25 protein-coding genes are annotated in these 26,251 nt (G+C 64.3%); 17 read left to right on the top strand and 8 right to left on the bottom strand.

The annotated features are described in order from the left end of the window. The first annotated feature begins 293 nt into the window (after positions 1-293). The 9 genes from phaR (at position 294) to rpsP (ending at position 9,178) form a co-directional block, all read left to right on the top strand. Complete coding sequence (gene phaR, locus ACH196_RS00780; protein WP_396644078.1) at positions 294-896, top strand: polyhydroxyalkanoate synthesis repressor PhaR; 603 nt, start codon at positions 294-296, stop codon at positions 894-896. A gap of 219 nt (positions 897-1,115) precedes the next feature. After that, positions 1,116-1,583 carry a DUF4126 domain-containing protein gene (locus ACH196_RS00775; protein WP_396644077.1) on the top strand — a complete coding sequence of 156 codons (468 nt, stop codon included), beginning with the start codon at positions 1,116-1,118 and terminating at the stop codon, positions 1,581-1,583. Next, a complete protein-coding gene (locus tag ACH196_RS00770) occupies positions 1,580-2,956 on the top strand; it encodes an FAD-containing oxidoreductase (RefSeq protein WP_396644076.1) in 1,377 nt (458 codons plus the stop codon). Before ACH196_RS00775 ends, ACH196_RS00770 begins: the two co-directional genes overlap by 4 nt. A 66-nt stretch (positions 2,957-3,022) precedes the next feature. Beyond that, positions 3,023-3,487 (top strand): DUF6790 family protein, encoded by a 465-nt coding sequence (locus ACH196_RS00765; RefSeq protein WP_396644074.1) that lies wholly within the window; start codon positions 3,023-3,025, stop codon positions 3,485-3,487. Between the two features lie 118 nt (positions 3,488-3,605). Next, positions 3,606-4,526 (top strand): FHA domain-containing protein, encoded by a 921-nt coding sequence (locus ACH196_RS00760; protein WP_396644073.1) that lies wholly within the window; start codon positions 3,606-3,608, stop codon positions 4,524-4,526. A 243-nt stretch (positions 4,527-4,769) separates the two neighbouring features. Next, the gene (locus tag ACH196_RS00755; protein ID WP_396644072.1) at positions 4,770-6,392 is read left to right on the top strand and encodes an ABC-F family ATP-binding cassette domain-containing protein; all 1,623 of its coding nucleotides are present in this window, start codon (positions 4,770-4,772) and stop codon (positions 6,390-6,392) included. A 378-nt stretch (positions 6,393-6,770) separates the two neighbouring features. Next, entirely contained in the window at positions 6,771-8,360 is a 1,590-nt protein-coding gene (ffh, locus tag ACH196_RS00750; protein WP_396644070.1) for a signal recognition particle protein, read from the top strand. A gap of 7 nt (positions 8,361-8,367) precedes the next feature. Then, a complete protein-coding gene (locus tag ACH196_RS00745; RefSeq protein WP_396644068.1) occupies positions 8,368-8,748 on the top strand; it encodes a chorismate mutase in 381 nt (126 codons plus the stop codon). A 34-nt stretch (positions 8,749-8,782) separates the two neighbouring features. Further along, positions 8,783-9,178, top strand: a complete 396-nt coding sequence (gene rpsP / locus ACH196_RS00740; protein ID WP_396644066.1) for a 30S ribosomal protein S16 — start codon at positions 8,783-8,785, stop codon at positions 9,176-9,178. 156 nt (positions 9,179-9,334) lie between these two features. Here rpsP and ACH196_RS00735 read toward each other — a convergent pair whose 3' ends face one another. The 3 genes from ACH196_RS00735 to ACH196_RS00725 are packed head-to-tail and all read right to left on the bottom strand — an operon-like array spanning position 9,335 to position 10,575. After that, on the bottom strand, positions 9,335-9,793 hold the full coding sequence (locus tag ACH196_RS00735) for an SEC-C metal-binding domain-containing protein (protein ID WP_396644064.1): 459 nt from the start codon (positions 9,791-9,793) through the stop codon (positions 9,335-9,337). Beyond that, entirely contained in the window at positions 9,720-10,205 is a 486-nt protein-coding gene (locus ACH196_RS00730; RefSeq protein WP_396644062.1) for an SRPBCC family protein, read from the bottom strand. The genes ACH196_RS00735 and ACH196_RS00730 overlap by 74 nt, the downstream gene beginning before the upstream one ends. Before the next feature lie 16 nt (positions 10,206-10,221). Beyond that, positions 10,222-10,575: an ArsR/SmtB family transcription factor gene (locus ACH196_RS00725; RefSeq protein ID WP_396644430.1), complete on the bottom strand. Its 354-nt coding sequence runs from the start codon at positions 10,573-10,575 to the stop codon at positions 10,222-10,224. 291 nt (positions 10,576-10,866) lie between these two features. On the opposite strand from ACH196_RS00725, the gene ACH196_RS00720 reads away from it, so the two are divergent. Then, on the top strand, positions 10,867-11,478 hold the full coding sequence (locus ACH196_RS00720; RefSeq protein WP_396644060.1) for a LysE family translocator: 612 nt from the start codon (positions 10,867-10,869) through the stop codon (positions 11,476-11,478). 15 nt (positions 11,479-11,493) lie between these two features. Here the strand turns inward: ACH196_RS00720 and ACH196_RS00715 are convergent, their stop codons facing one another. The 4 genes from ACH196_RS00715 to ACH196_RS00700 form a co-directional block, all read right to left on the bottom strand. After that, positions 11,494-12,396: an alpha/beta fold hydrolase gene (locus ACH196_RS00715; RefSeq protein WP_396644058.1), complete on the bottom strand. Its 903-nt coding sequence runs from the start codon at positions 12,394-12,396 to the stop codon at positions 11,494-11,496. A 141-nt stretch (positions 12,397-12,537) separates the two neighbouring features. After that, on the bottom strand, positions 12,538-12,903 hold the full coding sequence (locus ACH196_RS00710; RefSeq protein WP_396644056.1) for a cell division protein ZapA: 366 nt from the start codon (positions 12,901-12,903) through the stop codon (positions 12,538-12,540). A gap of 6 nt (positions 12,904-12,909) precedes the next feature. Beyond that, complete coding sequence (locus tag ACH196_RS00705; protein WP_396644054.1) at positions 12,910-13,182, bottom strand: DUF4164 domain-containing protein; 273 nt, start codon at positions 13,180-13,182, stop codon at positions 12,910-12,912. A 202-nt stretch (positions 13,183-13,384) separates the two neighbouring features. Beyond that, positions 13,385-14,380 (bottom strand): aldo/keto reductase, encoded by a 996-nt coding sequence (locus tag ACH196_RS00700; protein ID WP_396644052.1) that lies wholly within the window; start codon positions 14,378-14,380, stop codon positions 13,385-13,387. Positions 14,381-14,484: 104 nt separating this feature from the next. Here ACH196_RS00700 and ACH196_RS00695 point away from each other — a divergent pair, with 104 nt between their 5' ends. From ACH196_RS00695 to ACH196_RS00675, 5 genes are all read left to right on the top strand, one after another. After that, positions 14,485-15,384: a LysR substrate-binding domain-containing protein gene (locus ACH196_RS00695; RefSeq protein ID WP_396644050.1), complete on the top strand. Its 900-nt coding sequence runs from the start codon at positions 14,485-14,487 to the stop codon at positions 15,382-15,384. A gap of 87 nt (positions 15,385-15,471) precedes the next feature. After that, positions 15,472-17,463 (top strand): transketolase, encoded by a 1,992-nt coding sequence (gene tkt, locus ACH196_RS00690; protein WP_396644048.1) that lies wholly within the window; start codon positions 15,472-15,474, stop codon positions 17,461-17,463. Between the two features lie 205 nt (positions 17,464-17,668). Next, positions 17,669-18,679, top strand: coding sequence for a type I glyceraldehyde-3-phosphate dehydrogenase (gap, locus tag ACH196_RS00685; RefSeq protein WP_396644047.1), 1,011 nt, complete (start codon positions 17,669-17,671; stop codon positions 18,677-18,679). A 154-nt stretch (positions 18,680-18,833) separates the two neighbouring features. Next, positions 18,834-20,702, top strand: coding sequence for a potassium/proton antiporter (locus ACH196_RS00680; RefSeq protein WP_396644046.1), 1,869 nt, complete (start codon positions 18,834-18,836; stop codon positions 20,700-20,702). A 64-nt stretch (positions 20,703-20,766) separates the two neighbouring features. Next, entirely contained in the window at positions 20,767-21,966 is a 1,200-nt protein-coding gene (locus tag ACH196_RS00675) for a phosphoglycerate kinase (protein ID WP_396644044.1), read from the top strand. Between the two features lie 3 nt (positions 21,967-21,969). Here ACH196_RS00675 and ACH196_RS00670 read toward each other — a convergent pair whose 3' ends face one another. After that, a complete protein-coding gene (locus ACH196_RS00670) occupies positions 21,970-22,134 on the bottom strand; it encodes a hypothetical protein (protein WP_396644042.1) in 165 nt (54 codons plus the stop codon). A 161-nt stretch (positions 22,135-22,295) separates the two neighbouring features. Here ACH196_RS00670 and ACH196_RS00665 point away from each other — a divergent pair, with 161 nt between their 5' ends. Together ACH196_RS00665 and ACH196_RS00660 are read left to right on the top strand one after the other, a co-directional pair. Beyond that, positions 22,296-24,203 carry a propionyl-CoA synthetase gene (locus ACH196_RS00665; RefSeq protein WP_396644041.1) on the top strand — a complete coding sequence of 636 codons (1,908 nt, stop codon included), beginning with the start codon at positions 22,296-22,298 and terminating at the stop codon, positions 24,201-24,203. A 405-nt stretch (positions 24,204-24,608) separates the two neighbouring features. After that, positions 24,609-26,243, top strand: a complete 1,635-nt coding sequence (locus ACH196_RS00660) for a calcium-binding protein (protein WP_396644039.1) — start codon at positions 24,609-24,611, stop codon at positions 26,241-26,243. Positions 26,244-26,251 lie beyond the last annotated feature (8 nt).

Raw genomic sequence — 26,251 nt, 5'->3', positions numbered from 1 at the left:
CTTGCTTCTCCAGACCTTGTTGGCGGCTTTGCCGCCCTGTTTCCCTGGACTTTATGTGGCCTTGTCGCGCGGACGAGTCAAACCTGAAAATCGGCGGGCAGCCATGCGCGGCATGCGCCGGCTTTCGTGCTGCGCAACTGCTGCGCAGCATTTTTCCTGCCGCATCGCCCCCGCTGGAATCCCGCACCGCACAAACCGCTTGGAATTATGACGGTTTTGCGCGTATCCTTGCCTCAACGCGCAATCGTTACCGGCCGCTTACCCTGCGGCGCGGTATCCCCGGGAGGATTTTGATGGCCGCGAAGGACGAACCCGTCGTCATCAAGAAATACGCCAACCGCCGCCTCTATAATACAGGCACAAGCACCTATGTGACGCTGGAGGACCTCGCCGGCATGGTCAAGCGCGGCGAGGATTTCACCGTGCAGGATGCCAAGTCGGGCGAAGACATCACCCATCCGGTGCTGACCCAGATCATCTTCGAGCTGGAGAACAAGGACGGGCAGAACATGCTGCCGATCCCGTTCCTGCGGCAACTGATTTCCTTCTACGGCGACCAGATGCAGATGATCGTGCCGAGCTTCCTCGAACAGTCGATGTCGGCCTTCGCCAAGGAGCAGGAGCGCTTTCGCGAGCAGATGAAGTCGGCCTTCGGCAAGACGCCGGTCGACCTCATGAAGATGGCGCCGCCGATGAAGGCACTGGAGGAGCAGACACGCCGCAACATGGAACTGTTCCAGAACGCGATGCGGATGTTCACGCCGTTTCCGGGTGGCGTGCCAGGTACCACTGCGCCCGAGCCGGCTGAGAAAAAGCCTGCCGACAAGGCCGACGACCTGTCGGAACTCAAGGAGCAGATCGCCGCCATGCAGCGCAAGATCGACTCGCTGAGCTGAGGGGAACTCCAGGGGACAGTTTACTTAATTCCGCAGAAAGACGCGGCGCTTAAAGGTTGACGCGGGCGGAATTAAGTAAACTGTCCCCGGCACTCGTTCGCCTGGACCATCCGTCACATCCGCTTCACCGATGCAGGAATATTGCAGTGCGGCATCGCACGCCGGTTGCGGGCGGGCGGGCGGAGTGCTGTACTGCCGCAAAAGCTCGGGGACCGAACAATGTCGATCTATCTTGCCGCCTTGCTGATCGGCATCGTCGCCGGGCTGCGCGCCATGACCGCGCCGGCGGTCGTCAGTTGGGGCGCGGCGCTCGGCTGGCTGCCGGGGATTTCGGAAAGCTGGGCGGCCTTCATGGGCTACCGGTTCACGCCGTGGATTTTTTCCATACTCGCGCTGGTCGAGTTCGTTACCGACCAGCTTCCGTCGACGCCGAGCCGGAAAGTGCCGCAGCAATTCGGCGCGCGCATCGTCAGCGGTGCCTTCTGCGGCGGGGTGATCGGCGCGGCCGGCGGCGCGACGATCGGCGGCGCAATCGCCGGCGTCATCGGCGCCGTGATCGGTACCTATGGCGGCGCCGAAGCGCGCGGCCGCCTCGCCGCCATGTTCGGGCAGGACCGGCCGGCGGCGCTCATCGAGGACGTGGTCGCCATCGTGCTCGGACTGGTGGCCGTGTCGGCCTTCCTATGACGACGGCCTTCGACGCGATCGTCATCGGCGGCGGGCAGGCTGGACCTTCGCTCGCCGTGAGGCTGGCCAATGCGGGCCAGCGCGTCGCCATGATCGAGCGCAAATTCCTGGGCGGCACCTGCGTCAACACCGGCTGCAAGCCGACCAAGACGATGGTCGCCAGCGCCTACGCCGCCCGCATGGCGCGGCGCGGCGCCGACTACGGCGTGGTGCTGGGCGAGATCGGCATCGACATCAAGCGCGTCATGGCGCGCAAGGAGAAGGTGACGCTGGATTCGCGCAACGGCCTGCGCGACTGGCTGGCGGCCACCCCCAATGTCACCTTCATCGAGGGCCACGCCCGATTTCGTTCGCCAGGCCAGATCGAGGTGAATGGCGACGTGCTTTCCGGAGAGAAGATTTTTCTCAACGTTGGCGGCCGCGCCTCGGTGCCCGACCTGCCGGGTGTCAATGACGTCCCTTACCTCACCAACAGCTCGATCCTTCAACTCGACACGCTGCCGCGTCACCTCATAGTGGTCGGCGGCAGCTATATCGGGCTGGAATTCGCACAGATGTTCGGCCGCTTCGGCAGCGAGGTGACGGTCGTTGAGAAGGGGCCGCGGCTGACCGGGCGCGAGGACGAGGACGTGTCGCAGGCGATCCACGACATATTGGCCAAGGAAGGCATCGCCTTCCGGCTGAAAGCGGAGTGCATAAAATTCCGGCTTCAGGGCGACGACATCGCGGTCGGCGTCGACTGCACCGACGGCGCGCCGGAAGTCCTTGGCAGCCATGTGCTGTTGGCGATGGGCCGGCGGCCCAACACCGACGACCTCGGCCTGGAGGTCGCCGGCATCGAGACCGACGAGCGCGGCTACATCAAGGTCGACGACCAGTTGCGGACCACCGCCGAAAACGTCTGGGCGATGGGCGACTGCAACGGCCGCGGCGCCTTCACCCACACCGCCTACAATGATTTTGAGATCGTCGCGGCGAACCTGCTCGACGCTGACCACCGCCGGCTCAGCGACCGTTTCCCATGCTACGGGCTCTATATCGATCCGCCGCTCGGCCGCGTCGGCATGACAGAGGCGGAAGCGCGCAAGTCGGGCAAAAACTGCCTGATCGGCGGCATCCAGATGTCGCGCGTCGGCCGCGCCGTCGAGCGCGGCGAGACGGAAGGCTTCATGAAGGTTCTGGTCGACGCCGACAGCCGCCATATCCTCGGTGCGTCGATCCTCGGCGCCAGTGGCGACGAGGTCGTGCACGGCATCCTCGACCTGATGTATGCCAAGGCCAAGGTCGACACGCTGGTGCGTTCCGTGCCGATCCACCCGACGATTTCCGAATTCCTGCCGACGGTTTTTGCGGGCCTGAAACCTTTGCAATAAGGACATTGCGCGGGCGCATCCGGCGCCGCCTCTATGGGGCTGGTGCGACGTGGAAAGGGCGAGGACATGTATCTGGCGCTCGTTGTCGGGCTGATGTTCGTCCTGCCGATCGTCTCGGTGCTGGTCGAATATCTTTCCCTCCCTGCCGGCGCGGCAATCATGCCGCTGGTCGGAAAGTGGTTCGTGTTCTGGTGCGCCGGTGTCCGCCTGCTGCTCGCCGGCCTACGGCAATATTTTCAGCCGCAGTTCACGGCGCGCGAGATATTCGACATGAAGAGCAACGAGGCGCTTCCGGTGGTGCGCGAACTGGGCGTGGCCAATTTTTCGATCGGCGTGGTCGGCGTCCTGTCGCTGCTGGCTCAAAGCTTCGTGCTGCCGGCGGCGATCGCGGCCGGCATTTTCTACGGGGTCGCGGGTGGCAGACACGTCATGGAGCCGGCCCGCAGTCGCAACGAGACCATCGCGATGGTGAGCGATCTGTTCGCCTTCGTCGTGCTGGCGGCTTTTGTGGCGTCTACTTATCTGGGCTAAAGCTTTCCTGAAAGAACGCCGGGAAAGTCTTCGGTCCGCGCATTGGACAAGCGGCGCGGCCATAGTATCCTTCACCGCTTCGCCCGGCTATCCGGGCGCGCGGGCGAGATTCGACGGGGTGGACGGCAGGCCGATGCGGGCGTCGATGCGGGATGCGATCAGCGGCGAGATTTTTCCGCTCGGCGACGTGTCGCTAATCGGGCGCAGCGATACCGCGACCATTCGCCTGGCCGACGCTAGCGTCTCGCGCCAGCATGCGAGCGTGCGCTACGAGAACGCCAATTTCTGGGTCGTCGACCTGGGCAGCGCCAACGGCACCTTCGTCAACGGCTCGGCCCTCAACGCCGCGCGCGCGCTGCGATCCGGCGACCGCTTGCAGATCGGCAAGGTGTTGCTGGTGTTCGAGGACGCCGGCTCGACTGCGGCCAGGACCGAGGTCCTGAACGAGCGGACGCAGATATCGCGGCATGCGCCCGAGCCCGTGCAGAACGCGCAGATGACCATTCTCGTCGGCGACCTGAAAGGTTTTACCGCCATCTGCACCTTGCTGTCGGCGGGTCAGGTCGCCGAATTGCTGCGTGAATGGTATGCCGATTGCGACGCCATCCTGAAACGCCACGGCGCCTCGATCGACAAATTCATCGGCGACTGCGTCTTCGCCTACTGGCATGGCACCGAGATCGGCATCCGCAAGCAGGCGCTGTTCGCGGCGGAAGCCTTGCGGTCGATCGAGCTGACGCCGACCTCGCCGACCCGCGCCCTGCTGAAATCCCGTCACGGTATCGGCATGGACTGCCGCATCGGCATCCATGTCGGCACGGTGGCGCTGGGCTCGATGGGCAAGGGCATAAACACCGCGCTCGGCAACGCCGTGAACGTCGCCTTCCGCATCGAAAGCCTGACAAGGGTGGTCGACCGGCCGATCCTGGTGAGTGCAGCGTTTGCGGAAGCGTGGGCGGACAAGGACCAGCGCTTCCGCTCGTGCGGCAGCCACGAGGTCAAGGGGTTCGAGGAGGCGATCGAGGTGTTCGCCCCGTAAGCTGCCGGATCTGCGAAACAACCGGGCGCGGTTGAGCGACTGTTTCAGTCGTCTCCGTCGGCGCCGTGATATTTCGGCTGCATTTTGACCCGAGGTCGCGCTTCCGCAAGCGGCCTGTTTCTGCCGCCTCGACGCTTTGGCTGTGACATCCGCAACCCTTGCGCGGCCGCTGGCGCAATGGTTTAGGGGTGCCTTCTCGCGGTCGCGACGCATTCGGGCCGGAATTTCCAAAGTTGGAAACGCATGATCCGTCTCGAATCCATCGGCAAGCAGAACGGCAAGCAGATCGTCTTCATCGAGGCTTCCGCCGCGATCCAGCGCGGCGAGAAGGTCGGCCTCGTTGGCCCCAACGGCGCCGGCAAGACGACGCTGTTCCGCATGATCACAGGCGAGGAGCAGCCGGACGAGGGCCAGGTCTCGATCGACCGGGGCGTGAGCATCGGCTATTTCAACCAGGATGTCGGCGACATGGCCGGCCGCAGCGCCGTGCATGAAGTTATCGATGGCGTCGGCCCGGTCAGTGCGCTGGCGGCCGAGATGGCCGAGTTGGAGGCCGCCATGGGCGATCCCGATCGCGCCGACGAGATGGACGATATCCTGACGCGATACAGCGACGTGCAGCACCGTTTTGACGAACTCGACGGCTATGCGCTGGACGGCCGCGCCCGCGAGGTGCTCGACGGCCTCGGTTTCAGCCAGGAGATGGTGGACGGCGACGTCGGAAAACTGTCCGGCGGCTGGAAGATGCGGGTTGCGCTGGCGAAAATCCTGCTGATGCGACCGGACGCGATGCTGCTCGACGAGCCTTCGAACCATCTCGATCTGGAAAGCCTGATCTGGCTAGAGAATTTCCTGAAAGGTTTTGACGGCGCGATCCTGATGACCTCGCACGACCGCGAGTTCATGAACCGGATCGTGGGAAAAATCGTCGAGATCGACGGTGGCGCGCTGACCACCTATTCCGGCGACTACGAGTTCTACCGCCAGCAGCGCGCAGTCGCCGAGGTGCAGCAGCAGGCGCAGTTCGAGCGCCAGCAGGCGATGCTGGCCAAGGAAATCGCCTTCATCGAACGCTTCAAGGCGCGCGCCAGCCACGCCGCACAGGTGCAGAGCCGCGTCAAGAAGCTGGAGAAGATCGACAAGGTCGAGCCGCCGAAGCGCCAGCAGACGGTGCGCTTCGAGTTCCAGCCGGCGCCGCGTTCCGGCGAGGACGTCGCGACGCTGAAGAACGTCCACAAGAGTTTTGGCAGCCGCCGCATCTATGAGGGGCTGGACTTCCAGGTGCGTCGCCGCGAGCGCTGGTGCGTGATGGGGGTCAACGGGGCGGGGAAATCCACCCTGCTGAAACTGGTTGCAGGGGCTTCCGAGCCTGACGACGGCACGGTTTCGCGCGGCCCGAGCGTCAAGATGGGCTATTTCGCCCAGCACGCCATGGAACTGCTCGACGGCGAGCGCACCGTGCTGCAATCGCTGGAGGATTCATTTCCGCAGGCCGGCCAGGCGCCGCTGCGGGCGCTGGCCGGCTGTTTCGGCTTTTCCGGCGACGAGATCGAGAAGAAATGCCGCGTGCTCTCGGGCGGCGAGAAGGCGCGGCTGGTGATGGCAAAAATGCTGTTCGACCCGCCGAATTTCCTGGTGCTGGACGAGCCGACCAACCATCTGGACATCGCCACCAAGCAGATGCTGATCGAGGCGCTGTCGCGCTACGAAGGGGCGATGCTGTTCGTCAGCCACGACCGGCATTTTCTCGCGGCCCTGTCGAACCGCGTGCTGGAACTGACGCCGGATGGTATGCACGCCTATGGTGGTGGCTATACCGAATATGTCGAGCGCACGGGGCAGGAGGCACCGGGGCTGCGGAGTTGATTCGTTGATTGGAGTTCTAACGCGATCCTTCGACACGCGGTAAACTCGGCGGCAAATTCCGCCGTCCTTGACTTTCCACCAAATTTCCTGTTGAAGCCGACGCAATTCAGCGACGAGGATTTTTTCCGAGCCGCCGACCGGGGCGCCTGACCAGTCAGGACCGATCCCGGAGGCCAACACCCGGCAGCGCGATGCGCCCCCGGGTGCTTTTTGGTTTTGGCGGTCTGATGCTGGGGACAGTTTACTTTCTTTCCGCCCGCGCGAGATCGCCGCGGCCGGAGCCTTTCTGCGGAAAGAAAGTAAACTGTCCCCGGTGCTTGGGACTTCGCCGCGAATGCACTACCTCTCGGGCATCACGCACGAGACGAAGGAAGACGGATGTTCGAGAGCCTACAGGAACGGCTTGGTTCCATTCTGAACGGTCTGACCGGCCGCGGCGCGCTGTCGGAGGCGGATGTCTCGGCGGCCCTGCGCGAGGTGCGGCGCGCGCTCATCGAGGCCGACGTGGCGCTCGAGGTCGTCCGCTCCTTCGTCGACAAGGTGCGCACCAAGGCCGTCGGCGCCGAGGTGCTGAAGTCGATCAAGCCGGGGCAGATGGTCGTCAAGATCGTCCATGACGAGTTGGTCGACATGCTCGGCGCCGAGGGCAAGGCGATCGACCTCAACGCGCCGGCGCCGGTCGTCGTCATGATGGTCGGCCTGCAGGGCTCGGGCAAGACCACGACGTCTGCCAAGATCGCCAAGCGGCTGACCGAGCGGCAAGGCAAGAAGGTCTTGATGGCCTCGCTCGACACGCGCCGCCCGGCCGCGCAGGAGCAGTTGCGCCAGCTCGGCGAGCAGACGAAAGTCGCGACGCTGCCGATCGTCGCCGGCCAGTCGCCGGTCGACATCGCCAAGCGTTCGGTGCAGGCGGCAAAACTAGGTGGCCACGACGTGGTCATCCTCGACACCGCCGGCCGCACCCATATCGACGAGCCGCTGATGCAGGAGATGGCCGAGATCAAGGCCGTTTCTTCGCCGCACGAGATCCTGCTGGTGGCGGATTCCTTGACCGGCCAGGACGCCGTCAATCTCGCCCGCTCCTTCGACGAGCGCGTCGGCATCACCGGCCTCGTGCTCACCCGCATGGACGGCGACGGGCGCGGAGGCGCTGCACTCTCGATGCGCGCGGTCACCGGCAAGCCGATCAAGCTGATCGGCGTCGGCGAGAAGATGGATGCGCTGGAGGAATTCCACCCGCGCCGCATCGCCGACCGCATCCTCGGAATGGGCGACATCGTCAGCCTGGTCGAGAAGGCCGCCGAAAACATCGACGCGGAAAAGGCCGCGGCGATGGCGAAAAAGATGCAGTCGGGGAAGTTCGACCTGAACGACCTCGCCGACCAGCTTCGCCAGATGCAGAAGCTCGGCGGCATGGGCGGCATCATGGGCATGATGCCCGGCATGGGCAAGATGAAGGACCAGATGGCCGCCGCCGGGCTGGACGACAGGATGTTCGGGCGCCAGCTCGCCATCATCTCGTCGATGACCAGGGCCGAGCGCGCCAATCCGGACATGCTGAAGCACAGCCGCAAGAAGCGCATCGCCGCCGGCTCCGGCACCGATGCCTCCGACATCAACAAGCTCTTGAAGATGCATCGCGGCATGGCCGACATGATGAAGGCCATGGGCGGCAAGGGCAAAGGCGGCGGCCTGATGCGCGGCATGATGGGCGGGCTCGCCTCCAAGATGGGGCTGGGCGGCATGATGCCGGGCGGAATGCCGGACCTGTCTAAGATGGACCCGAAACAACTCGAGGCGCTGCAGAAGCAGGCGGAGGCTTCCGGCCTCGGCGGCGGTATGCCGAAGGGCCTGCCGCCGACCTTTCCGGGTCTTGGCGGCGGTGGGCTCCCCGGCCTGCCGGGCGGCCTGAAACTGCCGGGTCTCGGCGGTCCTGGCGGGCTGCCGGGTCTCGGCAAGAAGAAGTGAGGAGGAGATGAAGGAGCAGGACGCCTACGATCCCATCGCCGCCGGCTACAAGCGCGTGACGGATGCCTATGAAGCGCTGAAGGGTTATCGCGCCTCGATCGACAACATCGACGCCGCACTCATCCACATGCTGGCCGAGCGTTTTCGCTGTACCCAGGCGGTCGGCGTGCTGAAGGCCACGCATGGCCTGCCACCGGCGGACCCGGCGCGCGAGCAGCAGCAGATCGCGCGGCTGCGGCAACTGGCGCAGGACGCCAATCTCGACCCCGATTTTGCGGAAAAATTCCTGAACTTCGTCATCAAGGAAGTGATCCGCCACCACGAACAGATCGCCGCCAGCAATGGCGCGACTGCACCCGGCGCTGAGGGCGCCTCCACCAACGGCTGACCTCAGCCAACCAACAGGACTTAGGAGTAAGACAATGTCCCTGAAGATACGACTGGCCCGTGCGGGCTCGAAGAAGCGTCCCTACTACCACATCGTCGTCGCCGACGTGCGTTCCCCGCGCGACGGCCGCTTCATCGAGGCGGTCGGCGCCTGGAACCCGCTGCTGCCGAAGGATGGTGAACGCGTAAAACTCGACAACGAGCGCATCACCCATTGGCTGGGCAATGGCGCGCTGCCGACCGACCGCGTCGCCCGCTTCCTCGACGAGGCTGGCCTGACCAAGCGCGAGGCGCGTTCCAACCCGACCAAGGCGCTGCCGGGCAAGAAGGCGCAGGCCCGCCTCGACGCCATCAAGAAGGCGCAGGACGAGGCCGCCGCGGCAATCGCCGCCGCCACCGCCGCCCCGGCCGAGGAAGCCGCGGCGTCCTGATCCGGGTTTTTAGCGGACACTGAACCGACGGCGGGCCAAAAGCCCGCCGTTTGGTTTTGGATCAGCTCGGGTGCAGGAGCCAGCTACTCTCTCGCTATTGCTCCTGCGTCTCGATCGCTCCTCACTCCCTAAAAGTAATGGGCACGCAACGCGCCGTCATACCGCCCGCTCTTCAGGCAGCATTTCTTGAAACAACCTCCCGGAGCCGCATGGGCAGGGATCGTTGCGGCCAAGCTTTTCGATCAGCTCGACGCCGTCATGGACGAAGCGATGCCCACGTTTCACGTGGGTTTCCGATGGATAGGATTTACGGCGCTTCGAGGTGACCTCAAAAGCAGGGCTGGTCGTCGAAAGTGCGGGTCTTGCGCATTGTAGCCTCCCTCCGGTTGGCCGCGGGCCAATAGCACCGGAGGCGACGCGCGGCAAGGCGGAGCGCCAAAGTTGAGATTCGGGCGCTCCGAATGGCTTTCGACTTCGCTGCCGGTAGCTCAGGGACCGGGAACGGCGCAGAGCCAGGCAGCCGGCCGCGAGGTCGGCGACTTCATGATCGTCCCGCGCTCGCGCCGAGCGTGACGAGAAGCTCGTCCAGTTGCTCGAACTGCTCGGGCATCGCATCCGCCGCCCCGGTGCCGGCAGCGTCGAGAGCTTGCTTCGAGGGGTAGAGTTCGCGCAGGACCAGCAGCGTCTTGCCTCCTTTTTCCTCGAAGGTCACCGTGGTCACGGCAGCGTCGTCACTTTCCTCATTCGTCCAGACGAGGCGTGCGTTCGGTATCACTTCAAGGTACTTGCCGAAGAATGCCATGGCCGTTGCGGCATCCTGGCCGAACACCAAACGGTACCCGCCCCCGACACGAACATCCATCTCGCAGGAACGCAGGAGCATGCCCATCGACTTTGGCACCCACCACTGCCTGAACAGCTCGGGTCTGGTCCACGCTTCGAACACGATGCGCGTCGGGCCGTCGAAGGTCCGCGTGACGACCAGCTCACGCTCGGACTTCCGTTCCACCGTCGTGCGGTTCTTCATGGGCTCACTCTCTCTTCTATCGTCCATCGAGTTTCTCCTTCCGTTTCAATTCCTCAACAATTTTGTCCAACGCGTCGAAGCGTGCATCCCAGAGCTGGTGGTGCCTCTCGATCCATGCCGCCTCCTCCTCCAGTCCGAGTAGGCCGAGCTTGCAGGTCCGCACCCGGCCGACCTTTTCAGTGGTAACAAGCCCCGCCTGCTCCAGGACGCCGACGTGCTTCTTCATGCCCGTGAGGGTCATGTGGAATTTTTCGGCAAGCTCCGTGATCGAAGCGTCTGAACGTCCGAGCTGCTCCAGGACGCCACGTCGGGTGGCGTCCGAGAGCGCGGCGAACGAGGCATCGAGGCGGGCTGTTGAATACTGAACCATTTGGTTCAGTATGTAGCGCACGGATAGGCGGTACGCAAGAGGAGACCGACTGCTGCGTTGCCGGCAGCCTTCCCCCAAACCGACCCGTGTCGCCTGCCTTCATTCACTCGCAGTGATCTCGACACGCCCTAGGCGGACTCCGGTGCACCCGACCGCCGCCCAACCCGCCCGAGCGTAGTCCACGTCGCCGCACGTCCGAATGGCTGCCGCATTTCTTGTCCCCGTCACAATGCCGCCGCTGACGATGCGCCGCGGCTGGCATAGCGTGGCCCTCCGACAAGGAGGACCGCCATGACACTGACCGTGTTTTTCGCCTATTGCGCGGCGCATTTCGTCGCCGCCGCCACGCCCGGACCGTCGATGCTGGCGGTGATCGCCACAGGCATCTCGCGCGGCACGCGGCGCGGCATCATGGTCGGGCTCGGGGTGGCGCTGGGCGACATGACGCTGGTTACCATCGCGATGCTCGGCCTGATCGCGTTGGCTCAGGCGTTTTCCGTGGTGTTCCTCGTCGCGAAATATGCCGGCGCGGCCTACCTGATCTGGCTGGGTATCATGATGTGGCGCTCGGCCGGCACCATCGAGACGGACACGGCGCAGCCGGCCGGCGGCGGCGGACGTCCGTTCCTGCTCGGGCTTACGCTGGCGCTCTCCAATCCGAAGGCGATCCTGTTCCACGCCAGCCTGATGCCGCTGATCCTCGACCTCCGGACGCTCACGATGATCGACGCCTTGCTCATCATGGCGGTGGTGTTCAGCGTCAATGTGCTGACCATGAGCACCTATTCGGTGCTGGCTGGCAAATCCTCCGCCTGGTTCCGCACCGGCGCGCGGCTGCGCTGGATGAACCGCGTTGCCGGCAGTGCCATGATCGGCACCGGTGCGCTGATCGCCAGCCGGTAGGCGAGCAAACCGCGCCTATTGCGCCGGCGCCGGCTGGTCCGGAAGCGGAGGCTCGTCCTTCTGGTTCAGAAAATCCTTGATAATGGTCGCAGCGTCCCTGGGAAACTCCCAGAACATGTTGTGGCCAGCACCGGCAAACACCTCGAAGCGCGCGTCCGGATAGGCCTTTTCCAGCTTCTCCTGGTGCGGCAGGTCGAACAGCCCGTCCTTCTCGCCCCAAAGCACCAGCACCGGCGCCTTTACCTGCGAGGCGATAAGCGTCAGGTCGCCAATGGCCGCACCCCACAACACGCCGGTCCAGACATGGATAGGCGTTGCGGCGCTTTCCGTCCGCTCGCGCGTGAGAAAATCCTCGTCGACCGGGTTGGGGTTGGCATACCAGTCCTTCATGAACTGGCTGTTCGGGTCGATCGGCGCCTTGAGCTGGGTGACGTTGTCCCACAGCCAGGAACCCGGCCCGCTGCCGATCGCCGTGGTCGAGGAGACCAGCACCAGCTTGCCGACCTTTTCCGGATGCTGGGCCGCGAGCAACTGGCCTGCCAGCGATCCCAGCGAATGGCCGATCACGTCGGCCTTGGCGATGCCCACTGCGTCGAGGAACTGGGAAGCGTCGTCGGCAAGGTCCGTATAGGCGTAGCAGCAGGGCGGCGCATCGGACTTGCCGTGCCCGCGCAGATCGATGGCGAACAGATGCCGATGTTTCAGGAATGGCGCGACCAGCGACCAGCTACGGCTGTTGTTGGTGTAGCCATGCAGCAGCAGCGTTGGCGCACCATCCGTGCTGCCCATCTCGACATAGGTCAGCGTCCGCCCGTTGGCGAGTTTCACCGTCTTCTTGGCGTCCGCCCATTGGGCTTGCGTCGGGACAGGGATTTCCTCGGCCTGGGCAAGAGTTGGAGCAAGGAGTCCCGCCAGCATCAAGGCCGCCATGAGAAGCAGTCGCCGCATATCCACCCCGCTCACCACATGGACGCGGCATCCACGCCGGTCGGGCTAAAGTGTTGCAGAATGTAGGAATGGCGTCGAGCGCGAAGTGCGGGGAGGACAGGCCGAAAACGCTCAGTCCTTCTTGACGGCGAGCCGGCCCGCCAGGGTCTCCATGCGCTGGGCGAGGCCGGCCAGCGCGCCGGTCAGCGCGGCGTCGTTCTTGTCGGCCTTCATCAGCGCGTCGTCGCGGGTCTTGCGGAGCGTCATGATCTCGCTCTCCATGCCTTTCACGCGCTTCTGCAACTCGGTCAGTTCGTCCATGACCATGATGCCGGACATGACGGTCAGCCGCTGGTCGCCGATCTCGCCGAAGGAATCCTTGAGATGCGAGACGTAGCGGTCGAAGCGCTGGGCAAGGTCGAGAAGATGTTCTTCCTGGCCTTCGTCGCAAGCCATCCGATAGGTCTTGCCGTCGATCGAGACCGTCACCTGGGCCATGGGAACCTACCTGTCGAGAACCGCGCGGATGGTCTCCATCGCGGTCACCAGACGCCGGGACACTTCCTTGTTGGCTTCCTCCAGCCGCTCGGCGCGCGCTTCGGAGAGGTCGAGTTCCTGCGCCAGCCGGCTGCGGTCGGCGTTCATGCGCTGCACTTCGGCCTCGGCTTCGGAATAGTCCTGTTCGCTTTCGAGCCGCCCGGCCGCCGCATGTTCGAGCAAGTCCATCGCCTTGCCCAGGCGGATGATGACTTCCCGTAGCGTCGTTTCCCCGGTCATGGCACCCGTCGAAATTCCGCCAATCCCCGAATCATTGACGGATAATAACAGTTTACCCGGGAAAGATTAGGCACCGTGTCAATTGCCAGTCAACACGCCGGCTGACCTATCCCCTGCTTAACCGGCGCAGCAATGCCGGCACCCACGCCAATAGGTGGCGAGGGCGCCGGAATTTTCTAATCAGGGGTGCGGCGACGGGCGTTCAGGCCCTTTCGCTGTCGAGCATGGCCATCTGTGCCGAAGCATAACGTTCGCCGGCAGCGGCGTCTTTTGGTACGGCTTGCTCGATTGCCGCGAGATCGGCCGCGGTCAACGTCACCGCCAGCGCGCCCAGCGCTTCCGCTAGCCGGTCGCGACGGCGGGCGCCGACCAGCGGCACGATGTCGTCGCCCTGCGCGGCGACCCAGGCGATGGCGATCTGGGCAACCGACACGCCCTTCGCCTCGGCGACCCTGCGCAACGCCTCCACCAGGGCCAGGTTCCGGTCGAGGTTGTCGCCCTGGAAGCGCGGGCTGTGGGCACGAAAATCGCGTTCGACCTTGCGGTCCTTGCTCCAGTGGCCGCTGATCAGGCCTCGCGACAGCACGCCATAGGCGGTGATGCCGATGCCGAGTTCACGGCAGGTCTGCAAGATGCCGGTCTCGATGCCGCGCGAGATCAGCGAATATTCGATCTGCAGGTCGACGATGGGATGCATCGCGGCGGCGCGCCGGATCGTCTCGGAGCCGACTTCGGAGAGGCCGATGTGACCGACATAGCCGGCCTTGATCAGGTCGGCGATGGCGCCGACCGTGTCTTCGATCGGCACGTTCGGGTCCAGGCGCGCCGGCCGGTAAATGTCGATGTGGTCGACGCCCAGCCGCTTCAGCGAATAGGCGGCAAAATTCTTGATCGCCACGGGACGGGTGTCGAAGCCGATGAAATTGCCGGCGGGATCGCGCATGCCGCCGAATTTCACGCTGATGACGGCTTCGTCGCGCTTGCCGCCGGCCAGCGCCTCTGCAATCAGCATCTCGTTGTGGCCTATGCCGTAAAAATCGCCGGTGTCGAGCAGGTTGATGCCGGCTTCGAGCGCGGCGTGGATCGTGGCGATGCTTTCGGCGCGGTCGGACGGTCCGTAGAGATCGGACATGCCCATGCAGCCGAGGCCGAGAGCGGAGACGAGCGGGCCTGTCTTGCCCAATGGACGCTTTTGCATTGCGGTTTTCCTTTCGATCGCAGGTGCTGTCGACTCTATATGCGCCCTGTCGTTTCGTGCGATAATCCGGGCAATGCGGAACAGTTTGTGCGGATGAACGAACAATGGCGATGCCCGACCTTGCCGATCTCGATGCCTTTGCCGCCGTGGCGCGCGCCGGCGGATTTCGCGCCGCGGCGATCACGCGGGGCGTGTCGGCGTCGTCGCTGAGCGAAGCGTTGCGCCGGCTGGAAAAAAACCTCGGCGTGCGCCTCATACAGCGCACGACCCGCAGCGTGACGCTGACCGAGGCCGGCAACCGGCTGCTGGAGCGGCTTGCGCCGGCGCTGGGCGAGGTCGGCGCGGCGGTCGATGCCGTCAACAGTTTTCGCGACAGCCCGATCGGCACGCTCAGGCTCAACGTGCCGACGGTGGTGGCGCGCATTGTGCTGCCGCGACTGGTCACGCGCTTTTTGCGCCAGCATCCGGACATCGTGCTGGAAGTGATGGCGGAGGATACGTTCATCGATGTGCTGGCGGCCGGCTTCGACGCCGGCGTGCGTTACGACGAGCGGCTGGAGCGCGATATGATCGCCGTGCCGATCGGTCCGCGCCGGCAGCGTTATGTCGCCGCCGCCTCTCCGGCCTATTTCGCGGCGCACGGCCGCCCCGCACATCCGCGCGACCTGCTCGATCATGCCTGTATCCGTCACCGCTTTGCGAGTGGCGCTGCGCTGTCATGGGAATTCGAGCGCGACGGCGAGGCGGTCAAGGTCGTGCCGCACGGGCCGCTGGTCTCCAGCAACGGCGACCTGGAAATCGCGGCCGCCGTCGACGGGTTGGGCATCCTCTGCACCTTCGAAGGGTTTATTGCCGCCGAACTGGCCTCGGGCGCGCTGGAGCGTGTGCTGGACGACTGGCTGCCGCCGTTCTCGGGGCCGTTCCTCTACTATCACAGCCGCCGCCACATGCCCGGCCCGCTGCGTGCGTTCGTCGACTTCCTCAAGCGCGAGCAGCGCGCCTAGAACAGCCATGCTGAAAGCGACTTGACAACGGTCATGTGTCCATTGCTTTTGGAAAGTCCATTCCCCCCAAGCTCTCGGAGATCCCGCATGACGAGCCGCGAAAAGCACGACCGCATGGCCAATGCGATCCGCTTCCTGTCCATGGATGCCGTCGAGAAGGCGAATTCCGGGCATCCCGGCCTGCCGATGGGTTGCGCCGACATCGCCACGGTACTGTTCACGCGCTTCCTGAAATACGATCCGAAGAATCCCCATTGGCCCGACCGCGACCGCTTCATTCTGTCCGCCGGTCACGGTTCGATGCTGCTCTACTCGTTGCTCTATCTGACCGGCTACGAGGACATCACCATCGACGAGATCAAGAATTTCCGCCAACTCGGCTCCAAGACCGCCGGCCATCCGGAATACGGCCATGCCGCCGGCATCGAGACCACCACCGGCCCGCTCGGGCAAGGTTTCGGCAACAGCGTCGGCATGGCGCTGGCCGAGCGCATCCTCAATGCGCAGTTCGGTGACGGGCTGGTCGACCACCACACCTATGTGATCGCCGGCGATGGTTGCCTGATGGAGGGCATCAGCCAGGAGGCGCTGGCGCTGGCCGGCCATCTGAAGCTCAACAAGCTGACCGTGTTCTGGGACCACAACAACATCTCGATCGACGGCGCGGTGTCGCTGGCCGATTCGACCGACCAGGGCGCGCGTTTCGCCGCCAGCGGCTGGAACACGCTGGCCTGCGACGGCCACGACCCGGAAGCCATTGCCAATTGCATCGAGCAGGCGCAGAAATCCGACCGTCCGACCCTGATTGCTTGCAAGACCACCATCGGTTTCGGCGCGCCGACCAAGGCCGGCACCAAGGCTGCCCACGGGTCGCCGCTTGGTAAGGACGAGATCGCCGCGACCCGCAAGGCTCTGGGCTGGGAGTTTGCGCCCTTCGAGGTCCCTTCCGACGTCCTCGACGCCTGGCGGCTGGCGGGCCTAAACTCGGCGAAGAGCCGCAAGGACTGGGAAGCGCGGTTGGCCGGAAGCGGCGCCGACACGCGCGCCGAATTCGAGCGGCGCATGCGCGGCGACCTGCCGGTCGGCTTTGACGAGGCGATCGCCGCCTACAAGAAGAAGCTTGCCGTCGACAAGCCGAAGGTCGCGACCCGCAAGTCGAGCGAGATGGCGCTGGAGGTGATCAACGGCGTGGTGCCCGAGACCATCGGCGGCTCGGCCGACCTGACCGGCTCCAACAACACCAAGACCAGCCAGACCAACGCGATCTCGGCGGGGAACTACGGCAACCGTTACGTCCACTACGGCATCCGCGAGCATGGTATGGCGGCGGCCATGAACGGCCTGACGCTGCATGGCGGCGTCATCCCCTATGGCGGCACCTTCATGTGTTTCTCCGACTATGCGCGGCCATCGATGCGGCTGGCGTCGCTGATGGGCATCCGCACCATCTTCGTGATGACCCATGATTCCATCGGCCTCGGCGAGGACGGCCCGACCCACCAGCCGGTCGAGCACCTTGCGGCGCTGCGGGCCATCCCCAACCATCTGGTCATGCGTCCGGCCGACGCCACCGAGGCGGCCGAATGCTGGCAGATCGCGCTGGAGAGCACGAAGACCCCGTCGACGCTGGCGCTGACCCGCCAGAACCTGCCGGCGCTGCGTACCGAGTTCAACGAGGAGAACCCGTGCCGGCTGGGCGCCTACGAGCTTGCCACCGCCGACGGCGAGACGGCCGTGACGATCTTCGCCACCGGTTCCGAGGTCGAGATCGCGGTTGCTGCCCGCACCCTGCTGCAGCAGCACGGCCATCCGACGCGGGTCGTCTCGGTGCCTTGCTTCGAACTGTTCGAGGAACAGTCGGAGGAATACAAGGCCGCGCTGATCGGCAAGGCCAAGGTAAAAGTGGCGATCGAGGCCGGCATAAGGCTCGGCTGGGACCGTTTCATCGGCCTCGACGGCATCTTCATCGGCATGCACGGTTTTGGCGCGTCCGGATCGATCGAGCAGCTCTACCCGCATTTCGGCATCACAGCCGGCGCGACCGTCGATGCGGTCGAGAAGCGTCTGCACAAGAAGTAGCGGCTTCCGTTCCACCTTTGGCTCGCGGCGCCCGTCATGCGCCGCGATGTCGCATGCCGGGCAGGCGGAATAAAGCGCTGTACCAGGTGCTAATCGATTTAAATTCGCCCTTCCGGCATATGGATTCTTTGCCCGCCCGACGCTAAGAAGCGGGCGGCACCATTCCCAAGCGTAGCCGCGCCTTTACCGCGACAGGAGGAATTTCATGACCGTCAGAGTTGCCATCAACGGATTCGGCCGCATCGGCCGCAACATCGTGCGCGCCATCTATGAGTCCGGCCGCAAGGACATCGACGTCGTGGCCGTCAACGATCTCGGCCCGGTCGAGACCAACGCGCATCTGCTGCGCTACGACAGCGTGCACGGCAGGTTCCCGCATGAGGTAACGGTCGACGGCGATTCCATCGGCATCGGCTCCGAAAAGTTCAAGGTGACCGCGATCAAGGATCCGGCACAGCTTCCCTGGAAGGATCTCGGCGTCGACATCGCGCTCGAATGCACCGGCATCTTCACCTCCAAGGACAAGGCCTCGGCGCATCTCACCGCTGGCGCCAAGCGCGTCATCGTCTCGGCTCCGGCCGATGGTGCCGACCTGACCGTCGTCTACGGCATCAATCACGATAAGCTCAGCAAGGATCACGTCGTGATCTCGAACGGCTCGTGCACCACCAACTGCCTGGCGCCGATGGCACTGGTCATGAACGAGTTGGTAGGCATCGAGAAGGGAATGATGACCACCATCCATTCCTACACCGGCGACCAGCCGACGCTCGACACCATGCATAAGGATCTCTACCGCGCCCGCGCCGCAGCACTTTCGCAGATCCCGACCTCGACGGGGGCGGCCAAGGCAATCGGCCTCGTGCTGCCGGAGCTTAAGGGCAAGCTGGACGGCATCTCGATCCGCGTGCCCACCCCGAACGTCTCGCTGGTCGACCTGAAGTTCGTCGCCAAGCGCAACACCACCGTGCAAGAGGTCAACGACGCGCTGATCGCGGCTTCCAACGGCAAGCTGAAGGGCGTCATGACCTACACCAACCATCCGCTGGTGTCGTCCGACCTCAACCACGATCCGCATTCGGCGACCATCCTGCTCGACCAGACCAAGGTGATGGACGGCAATTTCGTCAACATCCTCGGCTGGTACGACAACGAATGGGGCTTCTCCAACCGCATGGCCGACGTCACCGCGACCTTCGGCAAGACGATCGCCTAACTCCCGATACGCATTCGTAAATTCGGAGCGCCCGGCCTCGGCCGGGCGTTTTTCGTTTTGCCGGTACGTTTGCCGCAAATCGGTTGCCCAACGCCTTGTCTTCGCCGCACTCTGCATGAATCGACGATCTTGCGAATGAGGGAGCGAAATCGGCATGGATCAGGCAATCTATCTCGCAACGCTGGTCAGCGCGGCCCTTGTGGTCGCCGCCGCGTTTTCGAGCCTGATCGCCTTCCGCTTTGGCGCTCCGCTGCTGCTGCTGTTTTTGGCCATCGGGCTGGGCAGCGGTACCGACGGTCTCGGCATCGAATTCGACAACGCGCAACTGGCTTATTTTGCCGGCTCACTGGCGCTTGCCGTCATCCTGTTCGATTCCGGCTTCGGTACGCCACTGAAGATCTTTCGCCAGGCGGCCGCGCCCGCACTGACCCTGGCTACCCTTGGGGTTGCCTTGACGACATTGCTGTTCGGGATCGCGGCTTTCTACCTGACAAGCCTGTCCTGGCTGGAATCCTTTCTTCTCGGGGCGGCGGTCGCGTCGACCGATGCCGCCGCCGTGTTCTTCCTCCTGCGCGCGGGCAACATCAATCTGCGCGAGCGAGTGCGCGCCACGCTCGAAATCGAGTCCGGCACCAACGATCCGATCGCCATCTTCCTCACCATCACCTTGGTCGAGGTGATCGCGATCGGCGCCAATCCCGACGCCGACGTCATCCTGCTCGACCTGGTGATCGGCTTCGTCACCCACATGGTCGTCGGCGGCTTCATCGGCTTCGCCGGCGGTTACGGCATCGTGCGCCTGGTCGATCGGCTCAACCTCGACAGTGGCCTGCTGCCGATCTTCGTGCTGACGCTGTCGCTGATGATCTTCGCGGCGGCCGGCGCAATCGGCGGATCGGGTTTCCTCGCCGTCTATCTGGCGGGGCTGGTCGCCGGCAATTCCGACATCCGAGCCGTCTCCGTGCTGAAGCGATTCCAGGACGGCATGTCGTGGCTGGCGCAGATCATCATGTTCCTGGTGCTCGGCCTGTTCGCAACGCCGTCGCAGTTCCTGCCGATCCTACCTATGGGGGTCCTGCTCGGTCTTGTCTTGATATTCGTGGCACGGCCGCTGGCGGTGTGGCTCTGCCTCATCCCGTTCAGCATGCCCAGGCAGGAGACGGCGTTCATCTCCTGGGTTGGCCTGCGCGGCGCGGTGTCGATCCTGCTCGCCATTACGCCGATCCTTGGCGGACTGGAGCATGGAAGAATGATCTTCAACACTGCCTTCATCGTCGTGCTGGTGTCGCTGGTCGTGCAGGGCTGGACGGTGGGGCCGCTGGCGCGGTGGCTCGGCCTGATCGTGCCGGCGCGGCTGGGGCCGCTGCAGAAGGTTGAGCTGGAGCTTCCCGGTTCGGCGCATCATGAACTGCTCGCTTACACGGTGGTTGCCGGCAGCCCGGTGCTGCGGGGCCAACGCATCCCGCGCTGGGCGCGGCCGTCGCTGGTGGTGCGTGAGGGCCGCTCGATCAAATTCCAGGATGCGGGCCGGCTGGTCGCCGGCGACCATGTCTACATCTTCGTGCCGGACCGCTATCCGCGGCTGCTCGACCGGCTGTTCGCCAGCCGCACCGAGGTCGACCCAGAGGACGAGGATTTCTTCGGCGCCTTTGCCGTCGATCCGGCGCGACCAGCGACCGACCTCGAAGCGGCCTACGAAGCGACGCTTGCGGAGCCGGAACGCGGCCTGACCATCGGCGCGCTGATGGTGGCGAGGCTCGGTGGACATGCCGAATATGCGGACCGGGTAAACCTCGGGACGATCGAACTGATCGTGCGCGACGTGGACGAGAAGGGACGGATCATGAGCGTCGGCGTGGCGCTGGAGCCGACGCTGCCGCCGGCGATACCCGCCTTCTTCGGCGCGGCGGAAATACGCGACCGGATCAAGGCCTATCTCCGCCGGCGCTTCGACAGATCGGCAGTTGCGACGACGCCGGCGCCTGCGGCAACGCGCTCCCCGGAAGACACGACTGTCGGCTGAAAGGCCACCTTGCATCGACGGCGCGGCGCGATAATGTCCGCCCAAATCAGTTAGGAGACGCTGGATGACCGCCTTCAAGACCCTCGACGACATCGGCGACGCAAAGGGTAAGCGCGTGCTCGTCCGCGTTGATTTGAACGTGCCGGTCGCCGGCGGCAAGGTGACCGACGCCACCCGCATCGAGCGCGTCGCGCCGACGATCACCGAGCTTGCCGACAAGGGAGCCAAGGTTATTCTACTGGCGCATTTCGGTCGGCCGAAGGACGGTCCAACGCCGGAATTCTCGCTGGAGCCCATCGCCCGCGCCACCAGCGAGATTATTGGCCGCAAAGTGGGTTTCAGCGCCGACTGCATTGGCGACAAGGCCGCGGCGGCGGTCTCGGCGATGAAGGACGGCGACATTCTGCTGCTGGAAAACACCCGCTTCCACAAGGGCGAGGAGAAAAACGACAAGGCGTTTACCGAGGCGCTGGCGAAGAACGGCGACATTTTCGTCAACGACGCCTTCTCCGCCGCGCATCGCGCCCATTCCTCGACCGAGGGACTGGCGCGCCACCTGCCTGCCCATGCCGGCCGCACTATGCAGGCCGAACTCGACGCGCTGCATGCCGGCCTCGGCAATCCAAAGCGTCCGGTCGTCGCCATCGTCGGCGGTGCAAAAGTGTCGACCAAGATCGACCTCTTGACCAACCTGGTGAAGAAGGTCGACGCGCTGGTGATCGGCGGCGGCATGGCCAACACTTTTCTCGCGGCGCGCGGCACCAATGTCGGCAAATCGCTCTGCGAGCACGATCTCGCCGACACCGCCAAGCAGATCATGATCGACGCGGCCACCGCCGGCTGTGCCATCATCCTGCCGTCGGACGGCGTGGTGGCCAAGGAGTTCAAGGCCGGCGCGGCGAACGAGGTGATGCCGATCGAAAAGATACCGACTGATGGCATGATCCTCGACGTCGGCCCGAAGACGGTTGAAAAGATCGTCGAATGGATCGGCCGCGCCAACACACTGGTCTGGAACGGGCCGCTGGGCGCTTTCGAGGTCGCGCCTTTCGATACCGCGACCGTGGCTGCCGCCAAGGCCGCCGCGGCCGAGACCAGGGCCGGCGGACTGGTGTCGGTGGCCGGCGGCGGCGACACGGTGGCCGCGCTCAATCATGCCGGTGTGGCGGATGATTTCAGCTATGTGTCGACCGCTGGCGGCGCGTTCCTCGAATGGATGGAAGGCAAGCCACTGCCCGGCGTCGAGGTGCTGAAGAAGGCTTGACGACTATGTCGTCGCGTGGCTGAGGATCATCGTCAGCGAGATCGCGGCGAGCGCCGCAACCGCGAGCTTCCAGAAATCGCGGCGCTGCCTCAGCCCCGGCAAGCCGAGCGGCTTGATGAGCTGGATGATCATCATGGCGACGATGACGAGCGACAGCGCTTTCGACATCATGCCATTGAGCAGGCGCGGATCGTGCTGTCAAAGCGCAATCCGCTGTCAGCGAGAATCTTCCTGCCAGCGGCCAGACGCTTCCTTCGCCAATAGTCAGGTGGACGCACAGGCGCACGGGCGGCTAAGCTTCGCGTAGGATCGGAGCGGGAGGAGCGCCGGTGGCGTCGCGTTATCACGAAGTCTATGCGGCCTGGCAAACCGACCCGGAAAAGTTCTGGGCCGAAGCGGCGCGCGATATCGACTGGACGAAGCCGTGGGACAAGGTGTTCGACGCAGAAGCCGGCATCTACGGCCGCTGGTTCGTAGGCGCGGAATGCAACACCTGCTTCAACGCGCTCGACCGCCATGTCGAGCGAGGGCGCGCCGACCAGCTTGGGCTGGTCCATGACAGCGCGATCACGGGCACGACCCAGAAATTCACCTATGCCGAAATGAAGCGCGAGGTTGTGGCGCTGGCCTCGGTGCTGAAGAACCAGGGCGTCGAAAAAGGCGACCGCGTAATCATTTATATGCCGATGGTGCCGGAAGCGGTGTTTGCCATGCTCGCCTGCGCGCGGCTGGGCGCCGTCCACTCCGTCGTCTTCGGCGGTTTTGCCGCGCGCGAGCTTGCCACCCGCTTCGACGATGCGACGCCGAAGCTCATCATCTCCGCCTCCTGCGGCCTGGAGCCGGGGCGCACCGTCGCCTACAAGCCGCTGCTCGATGGAGCCATCGGCATGGCGCGCCACAAGGTCGGGCGCTGCCTGATCCTGCAGCGCGACCATCAGCGCTGTGATTTCGTCGAGGGCCGCGACCTCGACTTCGCCGACCAGGTGGCGTGCGAGCGTGCCGCCGGCGCCAATGTCGACTGCGTGCCGGTCGCCGCCACCGACCCGCTGTACATTCTCTACACGTCGGGCACGACCGGTCAGCCGAAGGGTGTGGTGCGCGACAATGGCGGCCATATGGTCGCGCTGAAATGGTCGATGGAAAACGAGTTCGGCGTCAAGCCGGGCGAGGTGTTCTGGGCGGCGTCGGATGTCGGCTGGGTGGTGGGGCATTCCTACATCGTCTACGCGCCGCTGCTGCATGGCTGTACGACAATTCTGTTCGAGGGCAAGCCGGTCGGCACGCCGGATGCCGGCACGTTCTGGCGCGTGATTGCGGAGCACGGCGTGGTGACACTCTTCACCGCGCCGACCGCGTTCCGCGCCATCAAGGGGCAGGACCCGCTGGGCTCATTTGTCCCGAAATACGACCTGTCGAAATTCCGGACGCTGTTCCTCGCCGGCGAGCGCGCCGATCCGCCGACGCTCGAGTGGGCGGAACGGATGCTGGGCGTGCCGGTGATCGACCATTGGTGGCAGACGGAAACCGGCCACCCGATCACCCAGAACCCGGTCGGGCTCGGCATGCTGCCGGTGAAACACGGATCGCCGGGCGTGCCGATGCCGGGATTCGACGTGCGCGTGCTGGACGACGCCGGCCATCCGGTGCCGGCCGGCACGCTCGGCAATGTGGTGCTGAAACTGCCCCTGCCGCCCGGCTGCCTGCGGACGCTTTGGAACGCCGACCGGCGGTTTCGCGAAGCCTATCTCGCTGAGTTCCCTGGCCACTATAAAACCGCCGACGCGGGGCTGGTCGATGCAGACGGTTATCTCTTCATCATGGCGCGAACCGACGACATCATCAACGTCGCCGGCCATCGCCTGTCGACCGGCGGCATGGAGGAGGTGCTGGCGGAACACCCCAACGTCGCTGAATGCGCGGTGATCGGCATCGCCGACGCGATGAAGGGCCAGGTGCCGTGCGGGTTCGTCGTGCTTAACGCCGGCGCCAACCGCGACCCGGCGGAGATCGAAAGCGAGATCGTGGCGCTGGTGCGCGACCGGATTGGCGCTGTGGCGGCGCTGAAGACTGTGGTGGTGATCAAGCGCCTGCCGAAGACGCGGTCGGGCAAGATTCTTCGCGCCACAATGCAGAAAATCGCCGACTGCGAGCCGTGGACAATGCCGGCGACCATCGACGACCCGGCGATCCTCGACGAGATCGCGGCGGCGCTAAAGGCGCGGGGGATCGGCCTGTAGGCGGCAAGCCGGGCCATATAGCGCAGTATCCCGTTTGGGGATGATGCCGGCGGCCGGATAAGCAATTGCGCCGATCCTCGACTGTTACCCTTGTCTCAGGAAATTTGTCGAGAATAGATTTTCGACCTCAGGTAGAAGGCGGCAGCATCTTTGCGTCGGTTCGGAGATAAAATCGGCTTGATCCTGCACTACTGTTTCCAGGTGTCGTAGAGATGCTTGAAAAAAACGCGAAAAACCCGTAACCTCCACTAAATGGCGATTGGGGAACTGGTGGGAGGCTCGCATGGCCGCCCTGCCGACAGTGTGTCTGTCCAGCGCGGATGCCGCCGGGAATTTGTCATACGGCAGCGGCTGTCTGAACGGCCGGATGGTTGATTTTGCAACCGCCAAATAGGGGGAAGTCAAATGGCAACCGTGACAATGGCGTTCCCGGGAGGAACGTATCTACCGGCTTTCGTGGATTACAATCCATCTCTTGGAGAACTTCTCGATCTCCACAACGCAACGCTGGTCGGCACGCCGACCGCGACGGGAATAGTCTTCGAGCTGCAGAACGGCCTCGTTCTCAGGTTGAACGGCACGGGCTTCGCCCTTGATGCGGACGGCTGGGCGACGGCAGGCACGCTGACGGACCTGCAGTTGTTCCGGGAGGACGGCACAACGATTCAGCAGACCATCACGGGTCTCAGTCTGCCGCTGGTCGATGTTTACGATTCGTCTGAGGCTTACCAGTACGATGACGGGTTCGATTCCTGGGGTTTCAATCAATGGCTGATGAAGGGCAACGATACGATCAACGGGTCGTCAGGAACTGACGACATTTACGGCCATGCCGGCAACGATGTGCTAAAAGGCAACGCTGGCGACGACATTATCGACGGCGGCGCCGGCAAAGACAGCTGTGACGGCGGCGCAGGGTTCGACCAGTTGAGTTTCCGGTCCACCTATGGTGATCAGACGGCGATACGCGGCATTGTACTGGACGCCACGGCGGGAACGGTGGTCGACCCGTGGGGCAACAGCGAAACCTTCACCGGCTTCGAAGGTTTTCGCGGCACGCAGTTCGCCGACACGCTCAACGGCTCCTCGCTTGACGAGCAGTTCATGGGATTGGGTGGACGCGACAAGATCGACGGCAAGGGCGGTCTTGACGAGGTACGCTACGACCGCGACTTCAGCAGAGGCGGCAACGACGGCGTTACGGTGAACTTGACGACGGGCGTGGCCGTCGACGGTTTCGGCAGGCAGGATACGCTGGTGGGCATCGAAAGGGCTCGCGGCACGGACGCCGACGACACGTTCACAGGCAACAGCGCCGCCAATCGCTTTCGCGGTCTCGGCGGCAACGACGTGCTGGACGGCAAGGCAGGCGCCGATGACATGCGCGGCGGCACCGGCAACGATACCTATGTCGTCGACAATTCTGGCGATATCGTCGACGAGAATTCCGACGGCGGTGCGGGGACCGACACGGTGAAGTCGTCGATCAGCTTCAACCTTGCCGACACGACAAAGGTGTTCGGCGATGTGGAAAGGCTGACGCTCACCGGCAGCAGCGCCATCAACGGATCGGGCAATAGCCTCGGCAACATCATCACCGGTAATTCGGCCAACAATTCGCTTGCCGGCTCATCGGGCAACGACACGCTGAGCGGTGGCTCTGGCGACGATACGCTGAACGGCGGTTCCGGCAAGGACACGCTGACCGGCGGTGCCGGAAAGGACAATTTCCGTTTCAACACCACGCTCAGCGCCAGCGGCAATGTCGATACTGTCACCGACTTCTCGGTCGCCGACGACACGGTGCAACTGGATAATGTGGTCTTCACCGCGCTGACCACGACGGGAACGCTGGCGTCCGCCGCCTTCCGCGCCAACACGACCGGTCTGGCGGGAGACAGCAGCGACCGCATCATCTACGAGAGCGATACGGGTAAGTTGTTCTACGACGCCGACGGGACCGGCGCGACTGTCGGCATCCAGTTCGCCATATTGACTGCCGGTCTCGCACTGACGAACGCTGATTTCAGCGTCATCTGACGCAAAGC

This window comes from Mesorhizobium sp. IMUNJ 23232 (assembly GCF_044326205.1).
In the GTDB taxonomy this organism is placed as follows: Bacteria; Pseudomonadota; Alphaproteobacteria; order Rhizobiales; family Rhizobiaceae; genus Kumtagia.
Note: the sequence above shows the minus strand (reverse complement) of the source record. Positions and strands in the feature narration are given on the sequence as shown.